The 22,754-nt window shown below is 74.8% G+C and carries 20 protein-coding genes; 12 read left to right on the top strand and 8 right to left on the bottom strand.

Annotated elements, in window-relative coordinates:
• Positions 1 to 42: 42 nt before the first annotated feature.
• From ACFVVA_RS01270 to ACFVVA_RS01285, 4 genes are all read right to left on the bottom strand, one after another.
• Positions 43 to 1,410 (bottom strand): serine hydrolase domain-containing protein, encoded by a 1,368-nt coding sequence (locus ACFVVA_RS01270; RefSeq protein ID WP_387684494.1) that lies wholly within the window; start codon positions 1,408 to 1,410, stop codon positions 43 to 45.
• A 797-nt stretch (positions 1,411 to 2,207) separates the two neighbouring features.
• Entirely contained in the window at positions 2,208 to 2,759 is a 552-nt protein-coding gene (locus tag ACFVVA_RS01275; RefSeq protein WP_387684496.1) for a gluconokinase, read from the bottom strand.
• 8 nt (positions 2,760 to 2,767) lie between these two features.
• A complete protein-coding gene (locus ACFVVA_RS01280; protein ID WP_387684498.1) occupies positions 2,768 to 4,138 on the bottom strand; it encodes a glucose-6-phosphate dehydrogenase in 1,371 nt (456 codons plus the stop codon).
• Complete coding sequence (locus ACFVVA_RS01285) at positions 4,135 to 5,964, bottom strand: glycoside hydrolase family 15 protein (RefSeq protein WP_387684500.1); 1,830 nt, start codon at positions 5,962 to 5,964, stop codon at positions 4,135 to 4,137. The genes ACFVVA_RS01280 and ACFVVA_RS01285 overlap by 4 nt, the downstream gene beginning before the upstream one ends.
• 275 nt (positions 5,965 to 6,239) lie before the next feature.
• Here ACFVVA_RS01285 and ACFVVA_RS01290 point away from each other — a divergent pair, with 275 nt between their 5' ends.
• The gene (locus ACFVVA_RS01290; RefSeq protein ID WP_387684502.1) at positions 6,240 to 7,286 is read left to right on the top strand and encodes a lactonase family protein; all 1,047 of its coding nucleotides are present in this window, start codon (positions 6,240 to 6,242) and stop codon (positions 7,284 to 7,286) included.
• Positions 7,287 to 7,322: 36 nt separating this feature from the next.
• Here ACFVVA_RS01290 and ACFVVA_RS01295 read toward each other — a convergent pair whose 3' ends face one another.
• Positions 7,323 to 7,781, bottom strand: coding sequence for a universal stress protein (locus ACFVVA_RS01295; RefSeq protein WP_387684503.1), 459 nt, complete (start codon positions 7,779 to 7,781; stop codon positions 7,323 to 7,325).
• A 313-nt stretch (positions 7,782 to 8,094) separates the two neighbouring features.
• Between ACFVVA_RS01295 and ACFVVA_RS01300 the strand changes: the two genes are divergently transcribed.
• The 4 genes from ACFVVA_RS01300 to ACFVVA_RS01315 all read left to right on the top strand — a co-directional run bounded on the left by ACFVVA_RS01300 (position 8,095) and on the right by ACFVVA_RS01315 (position 13,198).
• Positions 8,095 to 8,853 (top strand): class I SAM-dependent methyltransferase, encoded by a 759-nt coding sequence (locus ACFVVA_RS01300; protein ID WP_387684505.1) that lies wholly within the window; start codon positions 8,095 to 8,097, stop codon positions 8,851 to 8,853.
• A 293-nt stretch (positions 8,854 to 9,146) separates the two neighbouring features.
• Positions 9,147 to 10,664 carry a Y4yA family PLP-dependent enzyme gene (locus ACFVVA_RS01305; protein WP_387684507.1) on the top strand — a complete coding sequence of 506 codons (1,518 nt, stop codon included), beginning with the start codon at positions 9,147 to 9,149 and terminating at the stop codon, positions 10,662 to 10,664.
• Entirely contained in the window at positions 10,661 to 11,995 is a 1,335-nt protein-coding gene (locus tag ACFVVA_RS01310) for a pyridoxal-phosphate dependent enzyme (RefSeq protein ID WP_387684509.1), read from the top strand. The genes ACFVVA_RS01305 and ACFVVA_RS01310 overlap by 4 nt, the downstream gene beginning before the upstream one ends.
• Positions 11,996 to 12,007: 12 nt before the next feature.
• On the top strand, positions 12,008 to 13,198 hold the full coding sequence (locus tag ACFVVA_RS01315; protein ID WP_387684510.1) for an aminotransferase class V-fold PLP-dependent enzyme: 1,191 nt from the start codon (positions 12,008 to 12,010) through the stop codon (positions 13,196 to 13,198).
• Between the two features lie 101 nt (positions 13,199 to 13,299).
• On the opposite strand, the gene ACFVVA_RS01320 is transcribed toward ACFVVA_RS01315, so the two are convergent.
• The gene (locus tag ACFVVA_RS01320) at positions 13,300 to 14,010 is read right to left on the bottom strand and encodes a BTAD domain-containing putative transcriptional regulator (protein ID WP_387684511.1); all 711 of its coding nucleotides are present in this window, start codon (positions 14,008 to 14,010) and stop codon (positions 13,300 to 13,302) included.
• 505 nt (positions 14,011 to 14,515) lie between these two features.
• Here ACFVVA_RS01320 and ACFVVA_RS01325 point away from each other — a divergent pair.
• The 7 genes from ACFVVA_RS01325 (at position 14,516) to ACFVVA_RS01355 (ending at position 21,026) form a co-directional block, all read left to right on the top strand.
• Complete coding sequence (locus ACFVVA_RS01325; RefSeq protein WP_387684513.1) at positions 14,516 to 17,023, top strand: S8 family serine peptidase; 2,508 nt, start codon at positions 14,516 to 14,518, stop codon at positions 17,021 to 17,023.
• A gap of 68 nt (positions 17,024 to 17,091) precedes the next feature.
• Positions 17,092 to 17,274: a hypothetical protein gene (locus ACFVVA_RS01330; protein WP_387684515.1), complete on the top strand. Its 183-nt coding sequence runs from the start codon at positions 17,092 to 17,094 to the stop codon at positions 17,272 to 17,274.
• A gap of 67 nt (positions 17,275 to 17,341) precedes the next feature.
• Positions 17,342 to 17,533: a hypothetical protein gene (locus ACFVVA_RS01335; protein WP_380545120.1), complete on the top strand. Its 192-nt coding sequence runs from the start codon at positions 17,342 to 17,344 to the stop codon at positions 17,531 to 17,533.
• Between the two features lie 112 nt (positions 17,534 to 17,645).
• A complete protein-coding gene (locus tag ACFVVA_RS01340) occupies positions 17,646 to 17,996 on the top strand; it encodes a hypothetical protein (RefSeq protein ID WP_380554559.1) in 351 nt (116 codons plus the stop codon).
• Positions 17,997 to 18,038: 42 nt separating this feature from the next.
• Positions 18,039 to 18,230, top strand: coding sequence for a hypothetical protein (locus ACFVVA_RS01345; RefSeq protein ID WP_387684518.1), 192 nt, complete (start codon positions 18,039 to 18,041; stop codon positions 18,228 to 18,230).
• Between the two features lie 178 nt (positions 18,231 to 18,408).
• Positions 18,409 to 18,693, top strand: a complete 285-nt coding sequence (locus ACFVVA_RS01350; RefSeq protein WP_387684520.1) for a hypothetical protein — start codon at positions 18,409 to 18,411, stop codon at positions 18,691 to 18,693.
• Between the two features lie 26 nt (positions 18,694 to 18,719).
• Positions 18,720 to 21,026 carry an SAM-dependent methyltransferase gene (locus ACFVVA_RS01355; RefSeq protein WP_387684522.1) on the top strand — a complete coding sequence of 769 codons (2,307 nt, stop codon included), beginning with the start codon at positions 18,720 to 18,722 and terminating at the stop codon, positions 21,024 to 21,026.
• A gap of 63 nt (positions 21,027 to 21,089) precedes the next feature.
• On the opposite strand, the gene ACFVVA_RS01360 is transcribed toward ACFVVA_RS01355, so the two are convergent.
• Positions 21,090 to 21,959, bottom strand: coding sequence for a PIG-L family deacetylase (locus ACFVVA_RS01360; RefSeq protein WP_387684524.1), 870 nt, complete (start codon positions 21,957 to 21,959; stop codon positions 21,090 to 21,092).
• 114 nt (positions 21,960 to 22,073) lie between these two features.
• The gene (locus tag ACFVVA_RS01365; protein ID WP_387684526.1) at positions 22,074 to 22,745 is read right to left on the bottom strand and encodes a hypothetical protein; all 672 of its coding nucleotides are present in this window, start codon (positions 22,743 to 22,745) and stop codon (positions 22,074 to 22,076) included.
• Positions 22,746 to 22,754 lie beyond the last annotated feature (9 nt).

The following is a 22,754-nucleotide window of genomic DNA, read 5'->3' on the forward strand; positions in this document are numbered from 1 at the left end:
GGCACTGCGGGGGTCGGGCGTACGGCGGCGGGGCCGACCGGCTCAGCCGGAGGCGGCCCGGCGGGCCGTGCGCCCGGAGACCTGCACCCGGTCGACGCGGCCGGTGGCCAGGTCCCGGTGGAAGCGTCCGCCGGGCTCGGGGCGGCCGGTGTCGGGGGCGAGCAGGTCGTAGGAGAGGTCGGTGTAGCAGCGCAGCGGGATCGGCGGGTCGCCGTCGACCGAGAGGGTGGCCGTTCCGTCGCCGGCCGCCTCGATCCGGTAGCGGACCGAGCCGTTGCGGTAGTCGCCCGCGCATCCGGCCAGGGTCCCGGGTTCGGCGAGCGGCACGGCCCCGCGCGCGTCCACCGGTTCGATCGCCGCGGGCACCCGCAGCCCGGCCGACTCCTCCAGTTCGGCCGCGAGTTCGCGCCAGAGCGCGGTGGCGGCGCCGGCGTTGCCGGTGAAGGCGACCACCACTCCGCTGTCCGGGTCGGCCCGCAGGTGGCAGGAGGTGCCCATGGCGTTGCCGTCGTGGCCGCACCAGAAGCGCCCGTCCTGCCGGTAGAGCGCCACGCCGGCGCCCCAGCCGTCCGCGAGCGCTCCCGGCCGGGCGGCGGGCTGCGGGCGGCGCATCAGCTCGGCGACGTCCGGGGGCAGCGTCTTGGACCGGCCGACCAGGGCGGCGCCGAGGGCGGCGAGGTCCGCGGCGCCCGCCAGCAGGGCGCCGGCCGGGGCTTCCAGCGGGGCCAGGTTCTGCCGGACCGCCCGGGGCCGGCCGGTCGCGGCGTTGAGCGCGTGGCCGGCGGCGACCGGTCGCCCGGGTGCGGCCGTGTCGACGAACACCGGCCCGGTGCCGAAGGGTTCGAGCAGCAGGGCGCGCACCGCCTCCTGCCAGGGCATCCCGGTCACCGTCTCGACCAGGCGCCCGGCGGCGACGTAGCCGGCGTTGGAGTAGGAGAAGTCCGTCCCGGGCCGGAACAGCGCGTCCGGGGCGGTGCACACGGCGGACAGGTAGCGGGTGGCGGTGGTGCGGGCGGCGGCGTCGGAGTCTGGCCCGGTGGGCAGTCCGCCGGTGTGGCCGAGGAGGTGACGAATCGTTACTTCAGGCAGCTGCCGGAGCTCCGGAAGGTGCTCGGCGGCCGGCTCGTCGAGGTCGAGGTCGCCGTCGTCGGCGAGCAGCATCACCAGGGCGGCCGTGTAGGGCTTGGTGAGCGATCCCACCGGAACGGCGGTGTCCTCGGTGAAGGGCTCCGCGGTGGCGGTGTCGGCCACCCCGGTGTGCAGGGCGACGGTCTCCGCGCCGGTGTCCAGCACCAGCTGGGCACCGGGCACCCGGTGGGCGCGCGCGAGCGTGTCGAGCCGGTGCTGCAGTTCGCTGCGCAGGACCTGCGGCACCCGTTCTCGTACGGGCGCCGGACTGGCGTAGGGCATGGCGGAAACTCCCGTTGACTGGTTCTCGGGTGCGGGCGCGCCGGGCGCCCGCGATGGAATTGCGGATCGGAGTGCGGCACAGCGGGGAATTTCCGGCCGTCGGCGCCGCCCGCTTCAGGACGCGCGGGAACGGGGGGAATCACGGGAAGCCCCGTCGCCCACGACCGGCCGGCCCGGCATCGGGATTCCCCGGGGCACCCGCGCACGGGCGCCGCACCCGCCCTCGCGGAGCCGTTCCGGGGCGCATCGACGTGCCCGGGGCGGACGGTGCGAATGCGACCCGAATTCCCCGCCGCACGATGAACGGCGGGCCGGCGCGCGGTGAACCGCGAACGGCCGAATACCCTTACCCCGCCGGAACGGTCGGACAGAATCCCGTACCCCGGCGACCAGCCGCTCTCCCGGCCCCCACCTGCGCAATGGCCGTACCCGGCATGTCCATCCCCCCTGTTTGCGATCCGTCCCCGCACCCGTCGCGCGGAACGCGCCGACGCGGCCGGGGAGCCGCAGAATCCCTGCCGTCCCGAACGTCCGGACGACGAACGCGCAACAGTCTTCACGGCGGGTCAGCCGCTCGCAACCCCTTCCGATTGAACGGAAAGCAACTCGGTCGGTAATCGGAACGCCAAAATCCCTGGTGCGACTCCCGGCCACGCCCGGAGCACCCGAGAACGGGCTCTAATTCTTTGGCCGAAAATATGAGGTTCAGATCTCACCAGCCACTCGAACAGCTATTCGCAGCAATATTCGAGTGATTTCCCGGGCGACTGTGACGGAAGTGCCGGAACGCAACGGAATCAATCGGGTGAGCCGTGAGTGAAACCGCCCGGACGCGACAACAGGTCCAGCGCGGCATCGACGATCACCCCGGGGGCCGGGCCGACGTCCAGCGCCGCACCCCGCTCGTCCGGCTGGAGCGGTTCGAGCGCGGCGAGCTGCGAACCGAGCAGCGACCCCGGCATGAAGTGGCCGGTGCGCCCGCCGATCCGCTCCGCCAGCAGCTCGCGGCTCCCCGCCAGATGCAGGAAGAAGGCGTCCGGGCCGGCCTCCCGCAGGACGTCCCGGTAGCGCCGCTTCAGCGCGGAGCAGGTGACCACACCGCCGGTGCCCGCTTCGTCCCGTTCGCGCAGCCACCGCCCGACGGCCTCCAGCCAGGGCCGGCGCCGCCCGTCGTCGAGCGGGATGCCGGCCGCCATCCGGGCGATGGAGTCCGGCCGGTGGAAGTCGTCCCCGTCCGCGAAGGGCACCTCCAGGCGCTCCGCGAGCAGCCGGCCCACCGTCGACTTGCCGGTGCCGGCCACCCCCATGACCACGACGCACGGGGCGCGGCGCTCGTTGCCCGGGGCCATCGGCGCCCCTACCCCCAGAACTGCGGGGGCGGCCCCTGCGAGCCGGCCGGGTACTCCTCCAGCGGCACCAGGCCCCGCTCCCAGCCGGTCAGCACCGGTTCGAGCACCCGCCAGGCCTCCTCGGCCTCGTCGCCGCGGATGGACAGCGCCGGATCCCCGTTCAGGACGTCCAGCAGCAGCCGGCCGTAGGCGGGCAGCTCCTGCGGGTCCATCCGCGCGGTCATCGAGAACGGGGCCAGCCCGTGGGCGTGGGCCCCGATGCCGGTCAGGTCCAGGGTCAGCCCCTCCGGCTCCAGCTCGAAGCGCAGCACATTGGGCCGGGCCTCCTCGCCCTGGCCGAACGGCAGGTGGGGCACCGGGCGGAAGTGCACCGCGACCTCCTTGCGGTCCTCGCCCAGGGCCTTGCCGCTGCGCAGCCGGAACCTCGTCCCGGCCCACCGCCAGCTGGTCAGCTCCAGTTCCACCTCGGCGAAGGTCTCGGTGCGGCGCTCCGGGTCGACGCCCTCCTCCTCGGCGTAGGCGGGGACGTCGCGCTCCCCGATCCGGCCGGGCAGGTAGCGGGCCCGGCGGGTGCGGTGCACCACGTCGTGCTCGGTCAGCGGCCGTACGGAGCGCAGCACGTCCACCTTGCGGTTGCGCAGGTCCCGTTCGCCGAGCGTGATCGGCGGCTCCATGGCCACCAGGCAGAGCAGCTGCAGCAGATGGTTCTGGATCATGTCCTTGAGCGCCCCGACCTGGTCGTAGTACCCGGCCCGGCCCTCCAGCGCCAGCGTCTCGTCCCAGACGATGTCCACCTCGGAGATGTGGGTGCTGTTCCAGATCGGCTCCAGCACCCGGTTGGCCAGCCGGCTGCCGAGGACGTTCTGGACGGTCGTCATGGCCAGGAAGTGGTCGACCCGGAACACCGCCCGCTCCGGCAGCAGGTCGGCGAGCAGCCGGTTCAGCTCCTGGGCGCCGGCCAGGTCCTCGCCGAACGGCTTCTCCAGCACGATCCGGCTTCCGGCCGGCAGGCCCGCCGCGTGCAGGGCGGTGATCACCGCGGGGAAGAGGGCCGGCGGGAGGGCGAGGTAGACGGCCACCGGTCCCTCGCCGGCGACGACCGCGGCCACGTCCGCGGGGTCGGTGACGTCGGCCCGCCGGTAGCGGACGGCGGCCGCCACCGCCTCCCTGGCCCCGGCCGGGAGGTCGCCGGCGTGCCGGTCGAGCCGGGCCGCGGCCCAGCCGCGGTACCGCTCGGTGTCCCAGTCCTCCCTGCTCGCCCCGGTCACCCGCAGCGAGTCGCCGACGTGTCCCGCCGCCCGCAGCGCGGCCAGCGCCGGCAGCAGGAAGCGGGCGCTGAGGTCCCCGGTCGCGCCGAGGATCGCGAGCCGGTCGATCATCCCCGCCCGCCCGTCCTCGCCCGGCCGAGGCCCACGCCGCCGGCGATGATCCCGATGTGGCTGAACGCCTGGGGGAAGTTGCCCATGAACTCTCCTGTGGACGGGTTGATCTGCTCGGACATCAGCCCCAGCGGGCTCGCCCGGGAGCACAGCGAGTCGTACAGCTCCTCCGCCTCCTCGATCCGGCCCTGGCCGACCAGGTTCTCGACCAGCCAGAAGCTGCACAGGACGAAGGCGCCCTCGTCGCCCGGCAGGCCGTCCGGGGACTCCTCGTGGAGGTAGCGGTAGAGCAGCCCGCCGCCCGCCGACAGGCGCTCGGCGACGGCCGCGGCGGTCGCCACCATCCGCGGGTGGTCGGCCGGCACCACCTGGCGCAGCGGGAGCGCGAGCAGGCTCGCGTCCAGCGCGCCGCCGCCGTCCAGGTGGGCGCTGAGGGTCCCGGCGTCCTCGTCCCAGGACTGCTCCAGGATGAGCCGGCGCAGTTCCTCGGCCGAGGCGCGCCAGCGGTCCGTCCCGGCGGGCCGGCCGAGCCGCTCGCCGATCCGCGCGGCCCGGTCCAGGGCCACCTGGCACAGGCCCGCCGAGTAGGTGAACACCCGGCCCTCGCTGCGCACCTCCCAGATGCCCTGGTCCGGCTGCCGCCAGGCCTGCCCGGCGGTGTCGGCCAGCTTGGCCAGGCCGGCCCAGAGCGCGGGCTGGATCTCGCCGCCGGCGCGCAGCCACTGCTCGGCGCAGTCCAGGATCTCGCCGTACACGTCGTGCTGGCGCTGGTCGGTCGCGCCGTTGCCCCAGCGCACCGGGGCGGAGCGCTGGTAGCCCTCCAGTTCGCCGTCCTCGATCTCGTCCGGCACCGGCCCGCCCCGCAGGTCGTACATGATCCGGGGCCCCCGGCTGGCCTCGAAGGCGTCCAGGACCCAGCCGAGGAAGGCGTCGGCCTCGCCCCGGAAACCGATCCGGCGCAGCGCGAACACGGCGAACGCCGCGTCGCGGATCCAGCTGTAGCGGTAGTCCCAGTTGCGGATCCCGCCGATCGGCGCGGGCAGCGAGGAGGTGGGCGCCGCGACCAGCGAGCCGTTGGCCCAGTCGTCGCAGAGCTTCAGGGTGATCGCGGCCCGCCGGACCAGGGGCTCCTGGGGGCCGTCGTACGAGAAGTGCCCCATCCAGCGGCGCCAGGCGTCGGCGGTGCCCTTCAGGGTCGCGTCGGTGTCGAAGCGGTGGTGGCGGTGGAAGCGGCCCCAGGACAGCACGAGGTCCAGGCGCTCGCCCTGCCGCAGCTCGTGGGTGCTGTGCAGGCCGGTCAGCGGACGGTTGGAGCGCAGGTGCAGGCGCAGGTCCGGGCGCCGGTGCGGCCGCACCTCCAGTCCGCTGAACAGGGCCCGGGCCTGCGCGCCGCCGCGCGGCTCCAGTTCCGCGCGCAGCCGGACGGTCCCGTCCAGCACCACGGCGGAGCGCACGAGTTCGCCCCGGTCTGCCGGTACGTCGTCGGTGAGGTCGGCGCCGGAGCGCAGGGTCAGCGCGTCGGTGACGCGCACCAGGCCGGTGGGGCCGCGCAGTTCGGTGATCAGGACGCCGGTGTCCGGTTCGTAGCGCTGCCTGGCCTCGACGAGGTCCTCCGGGGCGAGGGTGAAGTGCCCGCCGCGCGCGTGGTCCAGCAGGCCGCAGAACAGCGGTTCGGAGTCGAACCGGGGCAGGCACAGCCACGGGATGGCACCGTCCAGGCCGACCAGGGCGGCGGTCGCGCCGTTCCCGATCAGGCCGAGGTCCTCCAGCGGCAGGTAGCCCTGGCGCCGGTGGACGGGCCGGAACGGTGGGTCGGGGTCGTGCATGCCGCCTCGCTTCCGCAGTGCCGGGGGGAGTCGGTCGAAGGGGAGGTGGTCCCGGTGCGGCTCCCGCTCCGCCGGCGGCCGGTGACCGGCCGCGCGGCCGACGGCTCCCACCTTCCCGGGGATCGGGCCGGACCGCGATCCGGCCGCTGCCGGCTGCGGTGCATTCCGGTGAAAAGGACACGGCCCCGTGGCCCGCCGCCGCCCGCGCGGCCCTGCCGGGCACGGTGGGGCAGCTGCTAGCGTCTGAGCCCGGACGACGGACGACGGAGGTTGCTGTGGTGGACAGGGGCGCGGGGCGGGCCTTCATCGGGTCGTTCACCTCGACGGGCGGGCGCGGGATCGTCCTGGCCACGCTGGACCCGGACACCGGGGCGCTGACCGCCACCGGGGCCGTCGACGCCGTCGACCCGTCCTACCTCGCCCTCGGGCTCGCGACGGGCGGCCCCGTGCTCTACGCCGTGTCCGAGACGGCGCCGGGCGCCGTCACCGCCTACGACATCGCCGGTCCGGTTCCCTGCCCGCTCGGCACCGCGGTCCCGGTGGACGGGGACCACCCCACCCACCTGAGCCTCGTCCAGGGCCATCTGCTGACCGCCAACTACGGCTCCGGCAGCGTCAGCGTGCTGCCGCTCGCCGCCGACGGCACCCCGCGGCCCCCGAGCACCGTGCTGCGCCACCGGGGCAGCGGGCCGCACCCGGACCGCCAACGGGCCCCGCACGCCCACCAGGTGCTCCCCGACCCGTCGGGGCGCTGGGTGCTCGCGGTCGACCTCGGCACCGACTCGGTGCGGATCTGCGCCCTGGACCCGGCGACGGGAGGGCTTGCCCCGCACGCGGAGACCGCGCTGCCGCCCGGCACCGGTCCCCGGCACCTGGCCTTCCACCCCTCCGGCCGCCACGCGTACGTGCTCGGCGAGCTGCGCCCCGTGGTGACGGTCTGCCGCTGGGACGCGGCGGCCGGGGCCCTCGAACCGGTCGCGGAGGTCCCGCTGTTCCCCGAGGGCGTCGAGGGGCCGGCCTCCCCGTCGGCCCCGGTGGTCTCCCCCGACGGCCGGTTCCTGTGGGCGGCGGAGCGCGGCACCGACACCATCGTGGTGCTCGCCCTCGACGGGACGGGCGAGCGGGCCCGGGTGGTCACCTCGGTGCCCTGCGGCGGCCGCTGGCCGCGGGACCTGGTGCTGGGCCCCACGGGCACCCGCCTGTACGCGGCGAACGAGCATTCCGGCGACGTCACCTGGTTCGAGGTGGACGGCGCGACGGGCGTCCCCCGCCGGGCGGGCTCGCTGGCCGTCCCGTCGGCGTCCACCGTGCTCTTCGGCTGACCGCGGCGCCCGGCCCGCCTCCGGCCGCCCGACCGCTCACTCCTGCTCGGCGCGGACCACCACGACCGGGACGGTGGCGTGCCGGGTGCAGTGCTGCGCCACCGAGCCCAGCAGCATCCCGGTGAAGCCCCCGAGGCCGCGGCTGCCCACCACCAGCAGGTCCGCCCCTCGGGCCGCCTCGATCAGCGCCCCGGCCGGGGTGCCGTGGCGCGCCTCGGTGCGCACCTCGACCGGCGGCCGCTCCCCCACGGCCTGCCGGACGGCCCGGTCGGCCTCCTGCCGCGCCCGGCCCTCCAGCGCCGCCTCGTCGGTGATCCCCGGGGGGAACCAGCCGCGCGCGCCGTGGTACGTCGGGTACTCCCAGGCGATCACCGCCACCACCGCACCGCCGGTGAGCTCCGCCTGGCGCACGGCCCAGCGCAGCGCCCGCCGGGACGGCTCCGAGCCGTCCACCCCGACCACGATGCGGCCCTTGTCCTCAGGCCGGTCGGCCATGGTTCCTCCTCGACTCGACGGCGGCGGAGGATCGCACCGGTCGGTGGTCCGCCGTCACCGGGCTCGGTGTCCAGCCTGGTACCGACCGCGCCGGGCGCGCAGTGCGGCTGGTCCGGGCGGGTGGGTGGGCCGCGGCCGAGGACGGGCGGGCCCCGGGTCGGCGGCGCGGGCGCACCGACTGGAAACCTGCACATGAAAACGGATATCGTTTCGCCGGATTCCCCGCGCCGGACCGATTGCGGGGTCGGATGAACATGACAAACACTGGCAGAAGGCGAAGCCTCGAATGCGCACGGACACGGCGGGAGTCGGGATGCGAGTGGACGCCGCGCTGGCCGGGACCTGGGTGGACCGCTGGGAACGCCAGCAGGAGCGGTACGCGGTGGAGCGCGAGGAGCGCTTCACCGTCATCGCCGACGTGCTGGAACAGACCGTCGGACACCGCAGGCGGCCGCTCGTCGCCGATCTCGGCAGCGGCCCCGGCTCGCTGTCGGCACGCGTCGCCGCGCGCCTGCCGCACGCCGAGATCCTCGCCGTCGACATCGACCCGCTGCTGCTCGCCCTCGGCCGCGCCCGGCACCCCGAGGTCGCCCGCTGGATCGAGACCCTGATCGGCCGCCCGGGCTGGGTCGGGGACCTCGGGCTCGACCGCCCGCTGGACGCCGTGGTGTCCACCACCGCGCTGCACTACCCACCGCCGGACGCGCTGCTCGGGATCTACCGCGACCTCGCGGGCGTGCTGCGGCCCGGCGGCGTCCTGGTCAACGGCGACCACCTGATCCCCGAGGACCGGCCGCTCGCCGAGCTCGCCCTCGCGATCGGCCGGCGCCGCGCCCAGCGCCGGGGCGCCGACGCCGCCGAGGACTGGTCCCAGTGGTGGGCCGCGGCCGGGCGGGTCCCCGAGTTCGCCGACCTGCTGACGGCCCGCGAGCGGCAGCTGCCCCCTTCCGACGGCGCCGGCAACGGCCTGTCGGCCGCCCGGCACGGCGAACTGCTGCGGGAGGCCGGCTTCCGGCAGGCCGGACCGGTGTGGCAGTACGGCACCAGCTCCGTCCTCGTCGCCCTGCGCTGACCCCGGCCCGGAAAGCGATCCGGAACGACCCGTCCGGTCAGCGATCCGGAGCAGCAACTTCCGTACCGGCACAGTCTTTGCGAGGGCGTGGCACACGCGCCCTGTTGATCACCCAGGGAAACGGTTAGCGTTTCCCTCGGTCGCCGACGCCCGCCGCGGTGGGAGCCGCACGCGGCGTCCGACCGCGCGCGCCACGCCGACGCGCGGACCGCCGGGGGACGCGGGCCGACACGGGGCAGCCTGTCGGCGGCTGCGACCCCCTCCGCCGACTTCTCACGGAGAGCTGGTTTCGCATGCGGCCCTTACCGCTGTATCTCGAACCACGGCTGGAGCCCCCGCTCCGATCCCTCCTGGAGGAACGCGACCTCCTCCACACCCTCACCGACGCCCTGGGATCGCCCCTCAACCTGCTCCTGCCCGAGCAGATCGCCGAGAACCTGGCACGCTTCCAGGCCGTCTACCGCAAGCACCACCTCACCGGCCGGATCCACTTCGCCCACAAGGCGAACCGCTCCAGCGCCCTGGTCCGCCGGCTCGCCGCCACCGAGGCCGGACTGGACGTCGCCTCGCTCGCCGAGCTCCAGCACGTGCTCGGAGCCGGCTGCCCGCCCGAACGGATCATGGCGACCGGGCCGAAGAACCGCGAGTACCTCTGGCTGGCGGCCCGCACCGGCGTCACCGTCCACCTGGACTCCCGCGCCGAACTCGACGACCTGGCCGACCTGGTGCGCAAGCAGGCCCTGCCCCCGGTGCGCGTCATGCCCCGGCTGTCGGGCTTCCGGGCACCGGGGACCACCGTCCTCACCCGGCCGAGCCGGTTCGGCACCGACGTCGGCGAGCTGACGGAGCTGCTCGACGCGCTCGAACGCCACCGGGACGCCGTGGAGACGACCGGCGTCGCCTACCACCTGGACACCACCGGCGTACCGGAGAAGGCCGTCGCCCTGGAAACCTGCGTCACGGTGCTGAACGAGTGCCGGCGCCGGGGGCTGCGGCCCCGCACCGTCGACATTGGCGGCGGGTTCGGGGTCGACTACCTCGCCGACGCCGGCCAGTGGGAGCGGTACACCACCGAACTGACCCACGCCGTCCTGGGCAAGCGGCCCGCCCTGACCTGGCAGGGCCACGGCTACGGGCTGCGCAACGAGTCCGGCCGACTGCGCGGCACCCTCGGCCTGTACCCGGCGCACCGCCCGGTGGCCGCCGAGGCGTACCTGGACGAACTGCTCTCCTACCCGGCGCCCACGCTCGGACGGCCGCTCGGCACCCTGCTGCTGGAGAACCTGTACGACCTGGCGGTGGAGCCCGGCCGGGCGCTGGCCGACCAGTGCGGGGCCACCCTCGCCCGCGTCCTGGAGGTCCGGCGCACGGCGGCCGGCGAACACCTGGTGCGGCTGGAGATGAACGCCCGGGACGTCGGCCTGGAGGAGCACGGGGTACTGATGGACCCTCTGCTCATCCCCCGGCCCGGTGCGCCGGCCACTCCCCGTACGTCGGACGGCCCGCCGGACGGCCCGCCGGGGGACCCGGTCGGGGTCTACCTGATCGGCAACCTCTGCCTGGAGACCGACCTGATCACCCGCCGGACGGTCTTCCTGCCCCGCCTCCCCGCCCCCGGCGACCTGCTCGCCTTCGCCAACACCGCGGGCTACCTCATGGACTTCAGCGCCGGCCGCGCCCTGCGCCAGCCCGTGGCGCGCAAGGTCGCCGCGTACCGGCAGGACGGCGCCTGGCGCTGGCGCCTGGACGAGCAGTACTGGCCCGTCGACGTGACGGCCGCCGCAGGACACCGGGGGGACGGACAGGCATGAGGTACGACAGCATCACCGACGCGATCGGCAACACCCCGCTGGTCCGGATCGACCCGGCGGTCACCGGCCTGCGGCACATCGACCTGTACGCCAAGCTGGAGATGCTCAACCCGTTCGGATCCGTCAAGGACCGCGCCGCCTGGAACATGACCCGCGAGGCCCTGCTCGGCGCCGTCGAACGCGGCGACACCGTCGTGGAACTGTCGAGCGGCAACACCGCCAAGGCCCTCGCACTGATCGCCGGCCTGCACGGACTGCCCTTCAAGAGCGTCACCAACCGGATGAAGGTCCCCGAGGTCAAGGACCTGCTCCTGCTGCTGGGCGCGGAGATCGAGGAACTGCCCGGCCGCACCGAGTGCCTCGACCCGACCGACACCGACGACCCGCTCACCCGCATCCACCGGATGCTCTCCGAGACGGACTCCGGCTACCTGCACACCGACCAGTACTACAGCCCGCTCAACCTCGACGCCCACCTCACCGGCACCGGGCCGGAGATCGTCCGGGACCTCGACGGCCGCGCCCCCGACCACTTCATCGCCTGCGTCGGCACCGCCGGCTCGTCCACCGGCGTCGCGGCCGTGCTGCGCGCCCACAACCCGGCCGTCGAGGTACTCGGACTGGTCGCCCACAAGTCCGACTTCATCCCCGGCATCCGCACCATCGACGAGGTGCACGAGGTCGGGCTGTTCGACCCCGCCACCTACGACACCATCGCGTCGGTCACCTCCGACGAGGCCATCGAGGGCATGCTCACCCTGCTGCGCCGCTGCGGCCTGCCGGCCGGCCCGACCGGCGGCGGCGCCCTCTTCGGCGCACTGCGCCACCTGCGCACCGTGGACGCCGAGTTGACGCGACGGGGAGGCGGCGAACGGCACACCGCCGTCTTCATCGTCTGCGACCGGGTGGAGAGCTACCTCAGCTACGTCCGCCGCCGCCGGCCCGAGCTGTTCAACCAGCCCGCCCGGCCGAACTCGGTGGAGGCCGTGACCCCGGCCGAGCTGGCCGCCGCCCGGACCGTCGAGGTCGACGCCGCCCGGAAGTGGATCGCCGAGGACCGGCCGCTCGTGGTCGACCTGCGCGGTCCGTTCGCCTACGCGGCCCTCCACATCGAGGGCTCGATCAACATCGTCGACGAGCTGTTCGACGAACTCCTGCACGGCGGACTGCCGTTCGGCACCCACCAGCCGGTGCTGCTGGCCTGCCCGGTCGGCGAGAAGTCCGCCCGGTACGCCGCGCTGCTCGCCCGGATGGGACACCGGGACGCGCGCAGCCTGACCGGCGGCATCATCGCCTGGCGCGACGCGGGCGCCCCACTGGTCCGGGACTGAGCGGAGCCGGCCATGACCACCCTCACCGAGCTCCACGACTGGCACCGCGACCTGCGGGCACAGTTCCCCATCATCACCGGCAACCCGGACCGGGCGTACCTGGACAGCGCGGCCACCTCGCAGAAGCCCCGGGCGGTGCTCGACGCCGTCCACCACTACCTGACCACCGCCAACGCCAACGCCGGCCGCGGCACCTACACCTGGGCCAACGCCACCACCGCGCTGGTCGACCGCACCCGCACCCGGGTCGCCCGCTTCCTCGGCGACCCGGCACCGCAGCAGCACTCCGGCGTCCATTTCGTCAGCGGCACGACCGAGGGGCTGCGCACGGTGGCCCGGGACTGGCTCCCCCAGCACCTGCGGGACGGCGACGAGATCATCGTGCCGTTCGCCGACCACCAGGCGAACGCGCTGCCCTGGCTGGAGGCCCAGCGGCTGCTGGCCGGCCAGGGCGTGCGCGTCACGGTGCGCGAGCTGCCCTACGACCCGGCCTCTCACGACTACGACCACCGCGCGCTGGCCGGACTCGTCACCGACCGCACGGCGTTCGTCGCCGCCACCCATGTGCACCACGTGTACGGCGGCGACATGAACGTCCACCGCATCCGGGCCGCGGTCGGCCCGGACGTGCCGATCTGCCTGGACGCCGCGCAGAGCGTCGGCCACCTGCCGGTGGACGTCGGCACGCTGGACGTCGACTTCGTGGTCTTCTCCGGGCACAAGGCCATGGCCCTGCCCGGCACCGGCGCGGTGTGGGCCCGCAACACCCGGGGCCCGGTCTTCACCCCCGGCGGCTGGAGCGGCACGCCCAACACCTGCGGGATCGCCGCTCTGGAGGCCGCCCTGGACTGGCTCGACGCCGCCGGGCCGGACCGCGTCCGACGGTGGAACACCGCCCTGGCCGCCCGGCTCACCGACGGGCTGCGCACCCTGGCCCCGTACGAGGTCCTCGGCTGCCGGTCGAGCCTGGCCGCCGACTCCGCGGTCCAGCAGCGCGAGGGCATCGTCACCTTCCGGCACCGCGGGATCGGCTCCAACGACCTGGGCTTCGTCCTCGACAGCCACGGCCTGATGGTGCGCGCCGACGGCCACTGCCAGGCAAGGGCCGGGGAGCGCGAGAGCTCGGTGCGGGTGAGCCTGCACGTCTACAACGGCCCGGAGGAGATCGACCGGCTGCTCTCCGTGCTGCGCGGGCTGCGGTAGCGGCGGCCCGGCCCGGGCACGGCCTTCCGCGCCCGGGCCGCTCCGCCGACGCGGAGTCCGGCGCGGAGTCCGGCGCGGAGCCCGGCGCCGCCGGCGGGCCGTCACATCCGCTGGAGGTTCCGCACCAGTCCGGTCATCTTCGGCGAGGGGGCGACGTTGAGCTCCCGCTGCAGGAACGAGCGGTAGTGCTGGTACGAGCGCAACGCGCTGGCGAGGTTGCCCTCGGCGAGGTGCACCTCGACCACGATCCGGTGGGCCGTCTCACGGACCGGGTCGATGGCGATCGCCGCCAGCGCGGTCTGCAGCGCCGACAGATAGCGCTCCGCGTCGCACAGTTGGTGCGCCAGCCCCTCCAGGGCGTACAGCCGCAGCTGGTCCCACCGCTCCCGCTCCAGGGTCAGCCACTCCTCCTCCCAGCCCGGCAGCAGCTCGGCGGCGAGGTCGTCCACGATGTCGTCGCAGCTGACCGGCAACCGGTCGAGCCCGGACACGACCTGCCGTGCGGAGCAGCGCGCCGACCGCAGGTCCACCCGGACCGCCGGGGCGAGGCGCAGCCACTGCCCCGGGCTCTCGACCGGTATGGCCCGGCCGCGCCGCACGTGATAGAGGGCGGTGCGCAGGTTCGCGGCCGCGCGGTGCTGGGTGCAGTCCGGCCAGAGCCGTTCGGCGACCGCCCCGCGCTGGACGCCGCCGTCGTGCAGGGCGAGGAACGCCAGCAGGTGCTGAGCACTCACCGGAAGGGAGACACAGCGTCCCGCGTCGGTGGCCTCGAAGCCCCGCAGCAGCTCGATGCCCGGTCCGTCCCACAACACACCCCCACTCTGTCCCGACAGTCCGTCGCCCGCACCCGTTCGGACGTGCCCCGGTTGCGGCCGGGGCCCGTCACGGCCGTGTCCGTCCGGCCCCGGAGCACCGTCGCGCGTGCGTCGCACGCACGTTGTGACGGCGTCACGGTGACGCCGCCCGGGCGTCACGGCCGTCGTCGCCGACCGTGACGGCAACGCCCCGCAGTCGACCGGCCGACACCCTAATGGGCCGCCCCCGAACGGGTGTTGGAGGATTCTTCGGTCCGTCGTGGACATCCGGCCCGGCCCGCGGGACCGCCGACGGTCACGGCGCGTGCATCGACCGGGCCGTGACGCGGCGAACGGCCGCGGCGGATCCGTCACGAGGACGCGACGCGCCGGCGACGGCACCCGCGCGCCGGCTGTGACGCTCCCCGGCACACTCCCGCGACGGCCGCGCCGTTGACTGGCACCACCTGCTGCCCGGTGGAGCGCACCCGACGCCCCGCCCGACACCGGAAGGCGATTCCCCATGGAAGCCAGATCGGTGCTGCACGACGTCCGCGCCCCCGAGGACGAACTCCTCGGCGACCCGGCCGTGTGCATCGCCGTCCTGGACGGTCCCGTCGACCTGTCGCACCCCTGTTTCGCGGGCGCGGACGTCACCCGGCTGGACACGCTCGTCGCCGAACCGGCCGGCAACGGCCCGATGTCGCTGCACGGCACCCACGTCGCGAGCCTGCTCTTCGGCCGGCCCGACGGTCCGTACGCCGGGATCGCCCCGCGCTGCCGCGGACTGGTCCTGCCGGTCTTCACGGACGCGGGCGAAGGCCGGGTGCCGCAGCTCGACCTGGCCCGGGCCGTTGAACGCGCCGTGCAGGAGGGGGCGCACATCATCAACATCAGCGGCGGCGAAGCCGGCACGGACGCCCAGCCGGACCCCGTGCTGGAGCGGGCGCTGCGGGTGTGCGACGAGAACGGGGTCCTGGTGGTCGCGGCCGTCGGCAACGACGGCTGCGACTGCGCCCAGGTGCCGGCCTCCGTCCCGACGGTGCTCGCCGTCGGCGCGGCCGGACCCGACGGCGAGCCGCTGGACATCAGCAACTGGGGCTCCGCGTACGCCACCCACGGCGTGCTCGCCCCCGGGAGCGACATCGAGGGCGCCGCCCCGGGCGGGGGCGGCGGCGCCCTCACCGGCAGCAGCTTCGCCACACCGCTGGTGGCCGGGGTCGCTGCCCTGCTGGTCGCCGCGCAGGTGCGCGCGGGGCGCCCGCCCGACCCGCGGGCGGCCCGCCGGGCCCTGCTGCAGGGCGCGCGGTCCGTGCCCTGCGCACCCGTCGACGCACCGGAGTGCCGGCGCCGGCTGGTCGGCCACCTGGACGCGGCCCGGGCCTACGAGCTGATCACCCGAGGAGACCTGACGGACCGGCCGGCCAGCGCCGGGACCACGGCGGACGCCGCCCGCCGCACCATCCCCTCCCCCGAGGTCGGGGCCGCCGCGGCCGGCGCACCCTCGCTGCTCGGGGCCTCCCCTTACGACTCGCACGAGGGAGCCAGCACCATGGACACCCAGAGCGTTCCCGTCGCCACCGCCGAGGCCGTTCAAGCCCCCCAGGTCGCAGCGGCCGCGCAGGCCGTCCCGGGCCCGGAGGCCGTCCAGGCCTTCCAGGCCGCACCCGCCGCGCAGAGCGCACCGTACGAAGCCCTCCCCCCGGCCGGAGCCGTCACCGGGGTGGCGGGCGCCACCGCCGCGGGCGCCCAGCCCGCGGGCGCCACCGCCGTCCCGCCGCCCATGCCACTGACCGCGCCCGCCGTGGCCGCGCCCGCGCCGTCCACCGGCGCGACGGTGTCCGGCCAGGCCCCGGCAGCCCCCTGCGCGTGCCAGGGCGGCGGGCCCTCGGGGGCCGGGCTGCCAGGGGCCGTGCCGTCGGGGTCCGTCCCGTCGGGCGGCGCACCGTCGGGCGGCGGCGTCCGGCCCTCCTGCGCCTCCACCAACAACCGCCCGCTGGTGTTCGCGATCGGCCAGGTCGGCGTGGACTTCCTGACCGAGGCCCGCCGGGACAGCTTCCGCCAGTTGATGGACCCCGTCGAGGTGCCGGTCGAAGGCAAGCCCGGTGTGACGAAGGAACTGCCCGCCAATCCCTACGACGCCGACCAGCTGCACAGGTACCTGACCGCCAACCCGTGGGCCTCCGACAAGGTCACCTGGACGCTGAACCTGGAGAGCACACCCGTCTACGCGATGGAGGCCGAACCCGCGGCCGGCATGGACTGGACCAGCAACCCCCTGGTGCAGCTCGGGACGAAGGAGGAGGTGGAGGCGATCGTCAACGACCGCAGCAAGCTCGCGGACACCCTGCTGGCACTCGCCGCGCCCGCCGCCCCGGTGTCCACGATCTACCGGTCCTTCCGGGACGCCTACCTCGGCCAGCACAAGTACACCCAGGACGAGGACGGCTACATCTCCCGGATCTCGATACCCGGCCGGTTGACCGACCGGACCGTGCGGCTGTTCTCCGGACAGGTCGTGCCGGTCGTCGAGGTCAAGAGCCGCGGCGTCTACATCTGGTACCAGAAGCAGCTGGTGGACGCCGTGGTGAAGGCCGTCATGGGCCAGGCGCACCACGAGTCGCTGACGGTCGACGAGACCTACGTCCGCAAGACCATGGACGCGTTCCTCGACAAGGTCTACTACCAGTTCCGCAACCTCGGGCAGACCTCCGCCGACCGGGCGCTGAACTCCGCCGGGACGAACGCGTTCTCGATCGCCGGCCCGATCAGCAAGGCCATGCTGCTGGGCCAGAGCATCCCCAGCACCGTGACGGAGGCCGGCAAGCCGATCTCCCTGTACTGCATCGACACCATCTCCGTCGCGAAGAGCCCGTACTGCCGCATGGGATCGGACTGCCAGGACGTGAAGGTGACCTTCTTCGACCCCGAGGACGACCGGCGCGCGCGGGTCTCCATGCTGTTCACGATCGACGTCAGCGACGAGTTCCCCGTCACCCTGGCGCCGGCCCACCAGTTCCTGGAGTCCTGAGCACCCGGCACCGTCGGTGTCCACGCCGACCGGACGCCCCCACGCCACCCGCCAGGAGGAGACGGATCATGAAAACCCCCGCAGGGCTCCCCAAGCCCACTCCGAGACTGCCGGTCCTCGCCCCACCGGTCCGCCGGGACGGCCGGGACGAGGCCGGAACGCTGCCCGGCAGCCCGGGCGTCGTACCGGCCCGGTCGGCCTGCGCCGGCCTCACCGGCCCCGCCCGGAGCATGTGCTACGCGGCCCTCTGACGCCCCGCCCCGACGGGCCCCGCCGAGGACGGAGTGCAACCAGCACGACGAGAAGGGATGAGCGGAAATGACCAACGAAGAATTCCGTGAGGAGCGCCGGACGTGGACCCCCACGCCGCAGCTTCCGAAGCTGGCGGAGCCGGTGGACCGCACCCGCCGCACCGGCGGCGCCCTGGGCAACACCCCCGGCGTCGAGGCCGACTTCGACTGGGGCAAGCTCGCAGGCACCCTGGCGAACGTGGCCTCCAGCATCTTCTGATGAGGCACCCCGCGCCGGCGACGGGCCCCGGAGGGTCCGTCGCCGGCCACCCGCCCGGTGACACCGCCTCGTACGGCCTGTCGCCGGAGCACCGAACAGGAGAGACAGGACCATGTACGAGCAGCCGCCGCCCCAGGTGCCGCCGATCGACCGCACGGTCGGCTACGACGCGTACCTGAAGGTGTACAAGGAGACCGTCGACGTCGGCGACGACCGGAACGCGGCCGCGCGGCCCGTCCGGGCGCCCGTCGGATTCACCGGCGGCCCTCGGCCGACCAGCGTGGTGGCCCCCGCCTTGGAGGAGGACGCCGATCCCACCGAGCACGCGACCACACTGATCATGGACGGCCCCGGAGGGATCTACGGCCCCAGCTTCGCGGACCCGGCCCCCTGGGCCTGCGGCGGCGCCCCCACCCCCGGCTGCCTGCCGCCCCCACCCCCCGCCATCGGAGGCCTCTACTGAACCCTGCCGGCCGTCCCCGTACACATGAAGGGAAGAACGATCATGACCACGGAAAACGTCCGCGAGGAACGCCGGGCGTGGTCCCCCACCCCGCAGCTCCCCAGACTGGCCCCTCCGATCGACCGCACCCACCGCAGCGGCGGCGCCCTGGGCACCACCCCCGGCGTCGAGGCCGACAGCTTCTGGGACATCATCAAGACGGTGGCCCCGATCGCCGCCAGCGTGCTGCTCTGACGGGATCCCCCCACGGACACCTCGTCCCTACCGTGCCGACCGCGCGGCCCATCCGCCGCCCGGCCGGCACTCCGCTGCTCCGCAGGTGCCGGGTCGCCCGACCCCCTGTCCGGCCGAACGTCCGTTCAGTAGCATGAACCCGCCTCCGCCCGCGGCCCCGAGGGGACGAGTGACCGCCATGACCACCCTGACCGCCAGCGCCCCGCCCGTCGACATCCTGGACATCGACGTGGACATCGACCTGCTCCTGGACGACGACGGCGACGCCGTCGCGGACGCCGCCCCGGCTCCGGGAACCCTCCTGTCCGGAGCGCCGGTGCTGATGACCCCGCCGCAGAGCACCCAGGCCGTCTTCGAGTTCGACCCGCCGGTCCAGCTCGACCCGCCGCTCCTGGTGGACGCACTGCCGCCGCAGGTCACCCAGGCGGTCGTGGTCGACCTCCCCGGCCTCGCCGACCGCTGACGACCGCTGAAGGCCCGCGCCGCCGCATGGACCCCGACCTCCCCGCCGCGCACCGCTACACGCGCCCCTTCGACCGCTTCCCCTCCCGCCGCGAGCACCAGGACCGGTGGGCCGAACTGTCCCGCGCGATCGCCGCGGCCGGCCCGCCGGGCGGTGAACCGTCCGAGCGGAAGGGCGAGTTGACCGTCCTCGGCTCCGGCATCGAGGCCGCCGGCTTCACCCGCGCCGACGAGCGCCTGCTCCGCGAGGCCGACCACGTCTTCCACTGCGTGGCCGACCCCGCGACGATCGTGCGCATCAACGCCTGGCGCCCGGACGCCTACGACCTCGGCGTCCTCTACGACGACGCGAAGGACCGCTATCTGACGTACGTCCAGATGTCGGAGGCGGTGCTGCACTTCGTGCGGGCCGGACGCCGGGTGGCGGCGGTCTTCTACGGCCACCCGGGCATCTTCGTGCTGTCCAGCCACCGCGCGGTGCGGATCGCCCGCCGCGAGGGCCACACCGCCGTGATGCGCCCGGGCATCAGCGCCCTGGACGTGCTCTGCGCCGACCTCGGCGTGGACCCGAGCACCCCCGGCATGCAGACCTTCGAGGCCTCCGACCTGCTGATCCGCGACCGGCGCCTCGACCCCGGCCTGCACCTGGTGCTCTGGCAGGTCGGCATCGTCGGCGAACTCGACTACCGGCGCGCCGGGTTCACCAACCGCCACCTGCCCGTTCTGCTGGACCGGCTGGAGGAGGTCTACGGGCCGGACCACACCGTGGTCAACTACATCGGCGCCCGCTACCGGGGCCTCGACCCCGTCACCGCCCGGTACACCGTCGCCGCCCTGCGCGACCCGGCCGTGCAGCGCACCGTCACCAGCGCCTCCACCTGGTACCTGCCGCCCGCCGTCGCCGCCCCGGCCGACCCGGGGGTGCTCGAACGCCTCGGCCTGCTCGAACCCGGCCGGACCGTGCGCCCGCCCGACGGCCCGCTGCGGGTCGTCGACGCGTACGGCCCCCGCGAACTCGCCGCCCTGCGCGGCTTCGCCGACTTCCGCGTCCCGGCCGGCTACCACTGGCAGGAGGACACCCCCGGTGCCCGCTTCGCCCTGGCCCTCGGCGAGGACGGCGCCCTGCGCGAGCGCTACGTCCGGGATCCCGCGGCCGCCGTCGCGCACTGGGCCCCGCCGGACCTCGGAGCCGACGAACGCGCCCTGCTGGCCCGGCGCGAGGACCTGGCCCTGCAGGCCGCCGCCCGGGGCGTCCCCCGGCGGCCCGGGCCGGAGGCGGCGCGCCGGGTGCGCACCCTGCTCACCCGCAAGTCGGAGGCCCGCCGGCTGGCGCGGGACGGCGCGGCGGACCGGCCGTCGATCCGGCGGGACCTGGACTCCGTCCTCGCCGGGGCCCTGTACCCGTGGACGGGCCTGTACGGCACCGCGGACGGCGGCCTCTCGGTCTACGTCCTGGGCCGCGCGACCGACCCGCCCCGACACCGGGTCCACGTCGACGGCCGCCGGGTGACCGACCCGCGCTACGCCCACGGCGTGCTGCGCTGGCGCGCGGCGGACGGCGGCGCCGGCGGGGAACTGCGGACGGAGTTCGGCCGCGACGGGCGGCGCCGGCTGACCGGGACCGTCGCGGGCGCGGCGGTGCGCCTGACCGAGTACCCGCTGCCGGAGGTACCGCCGCTCGCCGACCTCGTCGGCGGGTACCGCGGCGAGGGCGTGCGCGTGGACGTCGTACCCGGCGCCCCCGGCTCGGCTCCGCGTCTGCGCGTCACCGTCGACGGCGAGCCCGTCACCGCCGCGGTGGTGATCGGACCGGCGGGCTTCGAGGTGGACGGCGTCACCGTCCCCTTCTCCGCCGCCGTGGCGGAGGCCGCCCCGGGCCTGTTCGGGGACTACCGGCTTCGGCTGCCCGACCGCCCGGGCGGCGCCCTCCTGGAGGTCGCCGCGGACGGCGTCGTGCTCGACGGCCGGCCCGTCCCCGGGGCCGGGCCGAACGGACGGCGGCTCGGCTGGCGGGACGGACCGGAGCTCCTGCCCTCCGCCGACCTCACCCTGCTGCTCGACCCGATCACCCTGCACCCGATGCTGCACGGCACTGGTCGGACGGCGGACGGCGAACCGTTCCCGCTGCTCGGCATGGTCCCGGTCGACGACGAGGCCGCCCGACGGCTCGCCGCCCGGCCGCGCTTCGGCATCCCGGCCGGTCCCTGGGCCCACCTGACGGCGCTCGCCGCCGGGGCGAGCCACGACGGCGGGCTGTTCTGGTGGCACGGCTGGGAGCAGTCGGCCACCGCCCTGCGGACCGTGGAGCAGGCCCTGCGGGACGGCGGCCGGTAGCGCCCGGCACGGACCCGGCCGGCGACGGCCGGGTCCGTACGGACAGGGGAACGGGAACGGGGATCAGCGCAGGCCGGCGAAGAGGTCGTTCTCGGGAAGGGCCGCGCCGGTGGTGTCCTTGACCCGCACGAAGGTCTCCACGCCCATCAGCTCGGTGAACCGCTCCTTGCCCATCTTCAGGAAGAAGATGTTCTCGCCCTGGCTGGCGTGCGCGGCCAGGGCGTCGAACTTCCGGCCGCCGAACGCGGTGGTGTCCACCCAGGTGGTGATCTCCTCGTCCGGCAGGCCGATCTCCGACATGTCCGGCAACTCGGACGCCTCCGGCTCCTCCGCCGCCCCGGGCTCCCGAGCCCCCTCCGGCTCCTCCCAGTCCGCGCCGAACTCGCGCATGACCTCGCCGAACCGCTGCATGGCCGAGCGCGGCGCCGTCGTCCAGTAGACCTTCGGCGTCGGATCGGTCAGCTCCAGCGCCGCCATGGTGATGCGGTTGGCCTGGATGTGGTCGGGGTGGCCGTAGAACCCGTTCTCGTCGTAGGTGACGACCACGTCGGGCCGGTAGTGCCGGATCAGTTCGGCGAGGCGGGCGGCGCCCTCCTCCACCGGCGTGCGCCAGAACGACCCGGGCTCGTCGTTGCTCGCCCAGCCCATCATCCCGGAGTCGGCGTACTCCAGCAGCTCCAGGTGGCTGACCTTCAACACCTCACAGCTGGCCTCCAGTTCCTGCCGGCGCATCGCGGCGACGGCCTCCGGGTCGTGGCCGGGCTCGCCCGGCTTGACCCCGCCCGGTCCGTCACCGCACCGGCCGTCCGTGCACGTCACGAGGACCGTGCGGACGCCCTCCGCCGCGTACCGGGCGAGGACACCCCCGGTCCCGGTGGCCTCGTCGTCGGGGTGGGCGTGCACCGCCATCAGCGTCAAGGGCCGGTCAACCATGAAAATCCATCCTCCGATGTGAAAAGTACTCGCCCCAGTCTGCGCCACCGGGCGGGGTGGTCGCCGGGGTTGTTCCGTTCTGCGTCGCGCACCCGGCAATCCGCGAGACGGCCGCTACTCACGTCCGGCGGCCAGGGTGACCGGCAGGCCGGCCTCGATGCGGCCCAGCAGCCGTCCGCCGTGGACGCCGGGGGTGTCGAAGACGCCCTGGCCGTCGGGGTCGTCGTCGGCGCCCGCGCTCAGGACCTCGGGCACCAGCACCGCCGCCGCCGCGGCGGGCGCCTCGGCGCCGGTGGGCGCCGAGTAGGCGGCGGCGAGGTACGCGGGCGCCAGGACGGGGCCGTGCAGGGTCCCTTCGACCAGGTCGGGCTCGAATCCGGCGGACAGCACCGTGACCCGGGCGCGCAGGTCCCCGTGGACCATGACCAGCTTGTCCGTCATGTTGCCGACGAAGGCCTCCACGTGGACGCTGCCGCGGACCAGCAGCTTGGCGTCACCCTCCAGGTACACGGCGGCCGCCCGGAGGTCGCCCAGCACGATCAGCGCGGAGCAGCCGTCGTCGACGGTGAGGACGGCGCCGCCGACGTCGAGGTCGCCGTCGACGACCAGGCCGGTGCCGTCCAGCTCCGCGGCGTCGAGGTCGAGGTGCCCGTCGATCGCCAGGGCCCCGGCGTGGACGTCGTACGACTCCTCGTAGAGGTTCTCGTACGTGGAGACGGGCAGGCCGCGGCGCTCGAACAGGGCGACGGACTCGTCCCAACTGTGCAGCGTGGTAGTGATGTTCATGGGGCAGAC

Source organism: Kitasatospora sp. NPDC058048 (assembly GCF_042885555.1).
GTDB classification, from domain to species: Bacteria; Actinomycetota; Actinomycetes; order Streptomycetales; family Streptomycetaceae; genus Kitasatospora; species Kitasatospora lactacystinica.

Coding starts and splice junctions, on each gene's coding strand:
- ACFVVA_RS01270 (WP_387684494.1), bottom strand. CDS start 1,410: ATGCCCTACGCCAGTCCGGCGCCCGTACGAGAACGGGTGCCGCAGGTC.
- ACFVVA_RS01275 (WP_387684496.1), bottom strand. CDS start 2,759: ATGGCCCCGGGCAACGAGCGCCGCGCCCCGTGCGTCGTGGTCATGGGG.
- ACFVVA_RS01280 (WP_387684498.1), bottom strand. CDS start 4,138: ATGATCGACCGGCTCGCGATCCTCGGCGCGACCGGGGACCTCAGCGCC.
- ACFVVA_RS01285 (WP_387684500.1), bottom strand. CDS start 5,964: ATGCACGACCCCGACCCACCGTTCCGGCCCGTCCACCGGCGCCAGGGC.
- ACFVVA_RS01295 (WP_387684503.1), bottom strand. CDS start 7,781: ATGGCCGACCGGCCTGAGGACAAGGGCCGCATCGTGGTCGGGGTGGAC.
- ACFVVA_RS01300 (WP_387684505.1), top strand. CDS start 8,095: ATGCGAGTGGACGCCGCGCTGGCCGGGACCTGGGTGGACCGCTGGGAA.
- ACFVVA_RS01305 (WP_387684507.1), top strand. CDS start 9,147: ATGCGGCCCTTACCGCTGTATCTCGAACCACGGCTGGAGCCCCCGCTC.
- ACFVVA_RS01310 (WP_387684509.1), top strand. CDS start 10,661: ATGAGGTACGACAGCATCACCGACGCGATCGGCAACACCCCGCTGGTC.
- ACFVVA_RS01315 (WP_387684510.1), top strand. CDS start 12,008: ATGACCACCCTCACCGAGCTCCACGACTGGCACCGCGACCTGCGGGCA.
- ACFVVA_RS01325 (WP_387684513.1), top strand. CDS start 14,516: ATGGAAGCCAGATCGGTGCTGCACGACGTCCGCGCCCCCGAGGACGAA.
- ACFVVA_RS01330 (WP_387684515.1), top strand. CDS start 17,092: ATGAAAACCCCCGCAGGGCTCCCCAAGCCCACTCCGAGACTGCCGGTC.
- ACFVVA_RS01335 (WP_380545120.1), top strand. CDS start 17,342: ATGACCAACGAAGAATTCCGTGAGGAGCGCCGGACGTGGACCCCCACG.
- ACFVVA_RS01340 (WP_380554559.1), top strand. CDS start 17,646: ATGTACGAGCAGCCGCCGCCCCAGGTGCCGCCGATCGACCGCACGGTC.
- ACFVVA_RS01345 (WP_387684518.1), top strand. CDS start 18,039: ATGACCACGGAAAACGTCCGCGAGGAACGCCGGGCGTGGTCCCCCACC.
- ACFVVA_RS01350 (WP_387684520.1), top strand. CDS start 18,409: ATGACCACCCTGACCGCCAGCGCCCCGCCCGTCGACATCCTGGACATC.
- ACFVVA_RS01355 (WP_387684522.1), top strand. CDS start 18,720: ATGGACCCCGACCTCCCCGCCGCGCACCGCTACACGCGCCCCTTCGAC.
- ACFVVA_RS01360 (WP_387684524.1), bottom strand. CDS start 21,959: ATGGTTGACCGGCCCTTGACGCTGATGGCGGTGCACGCCCACCCCGAC.
- ACFVVA_RS01365 (WP_387684526.1), bottom strand. CDS start 22,745: ATGAACATCACTACCACGCTGCACAGTTGGGACGAGTCCGTCGCCCTG.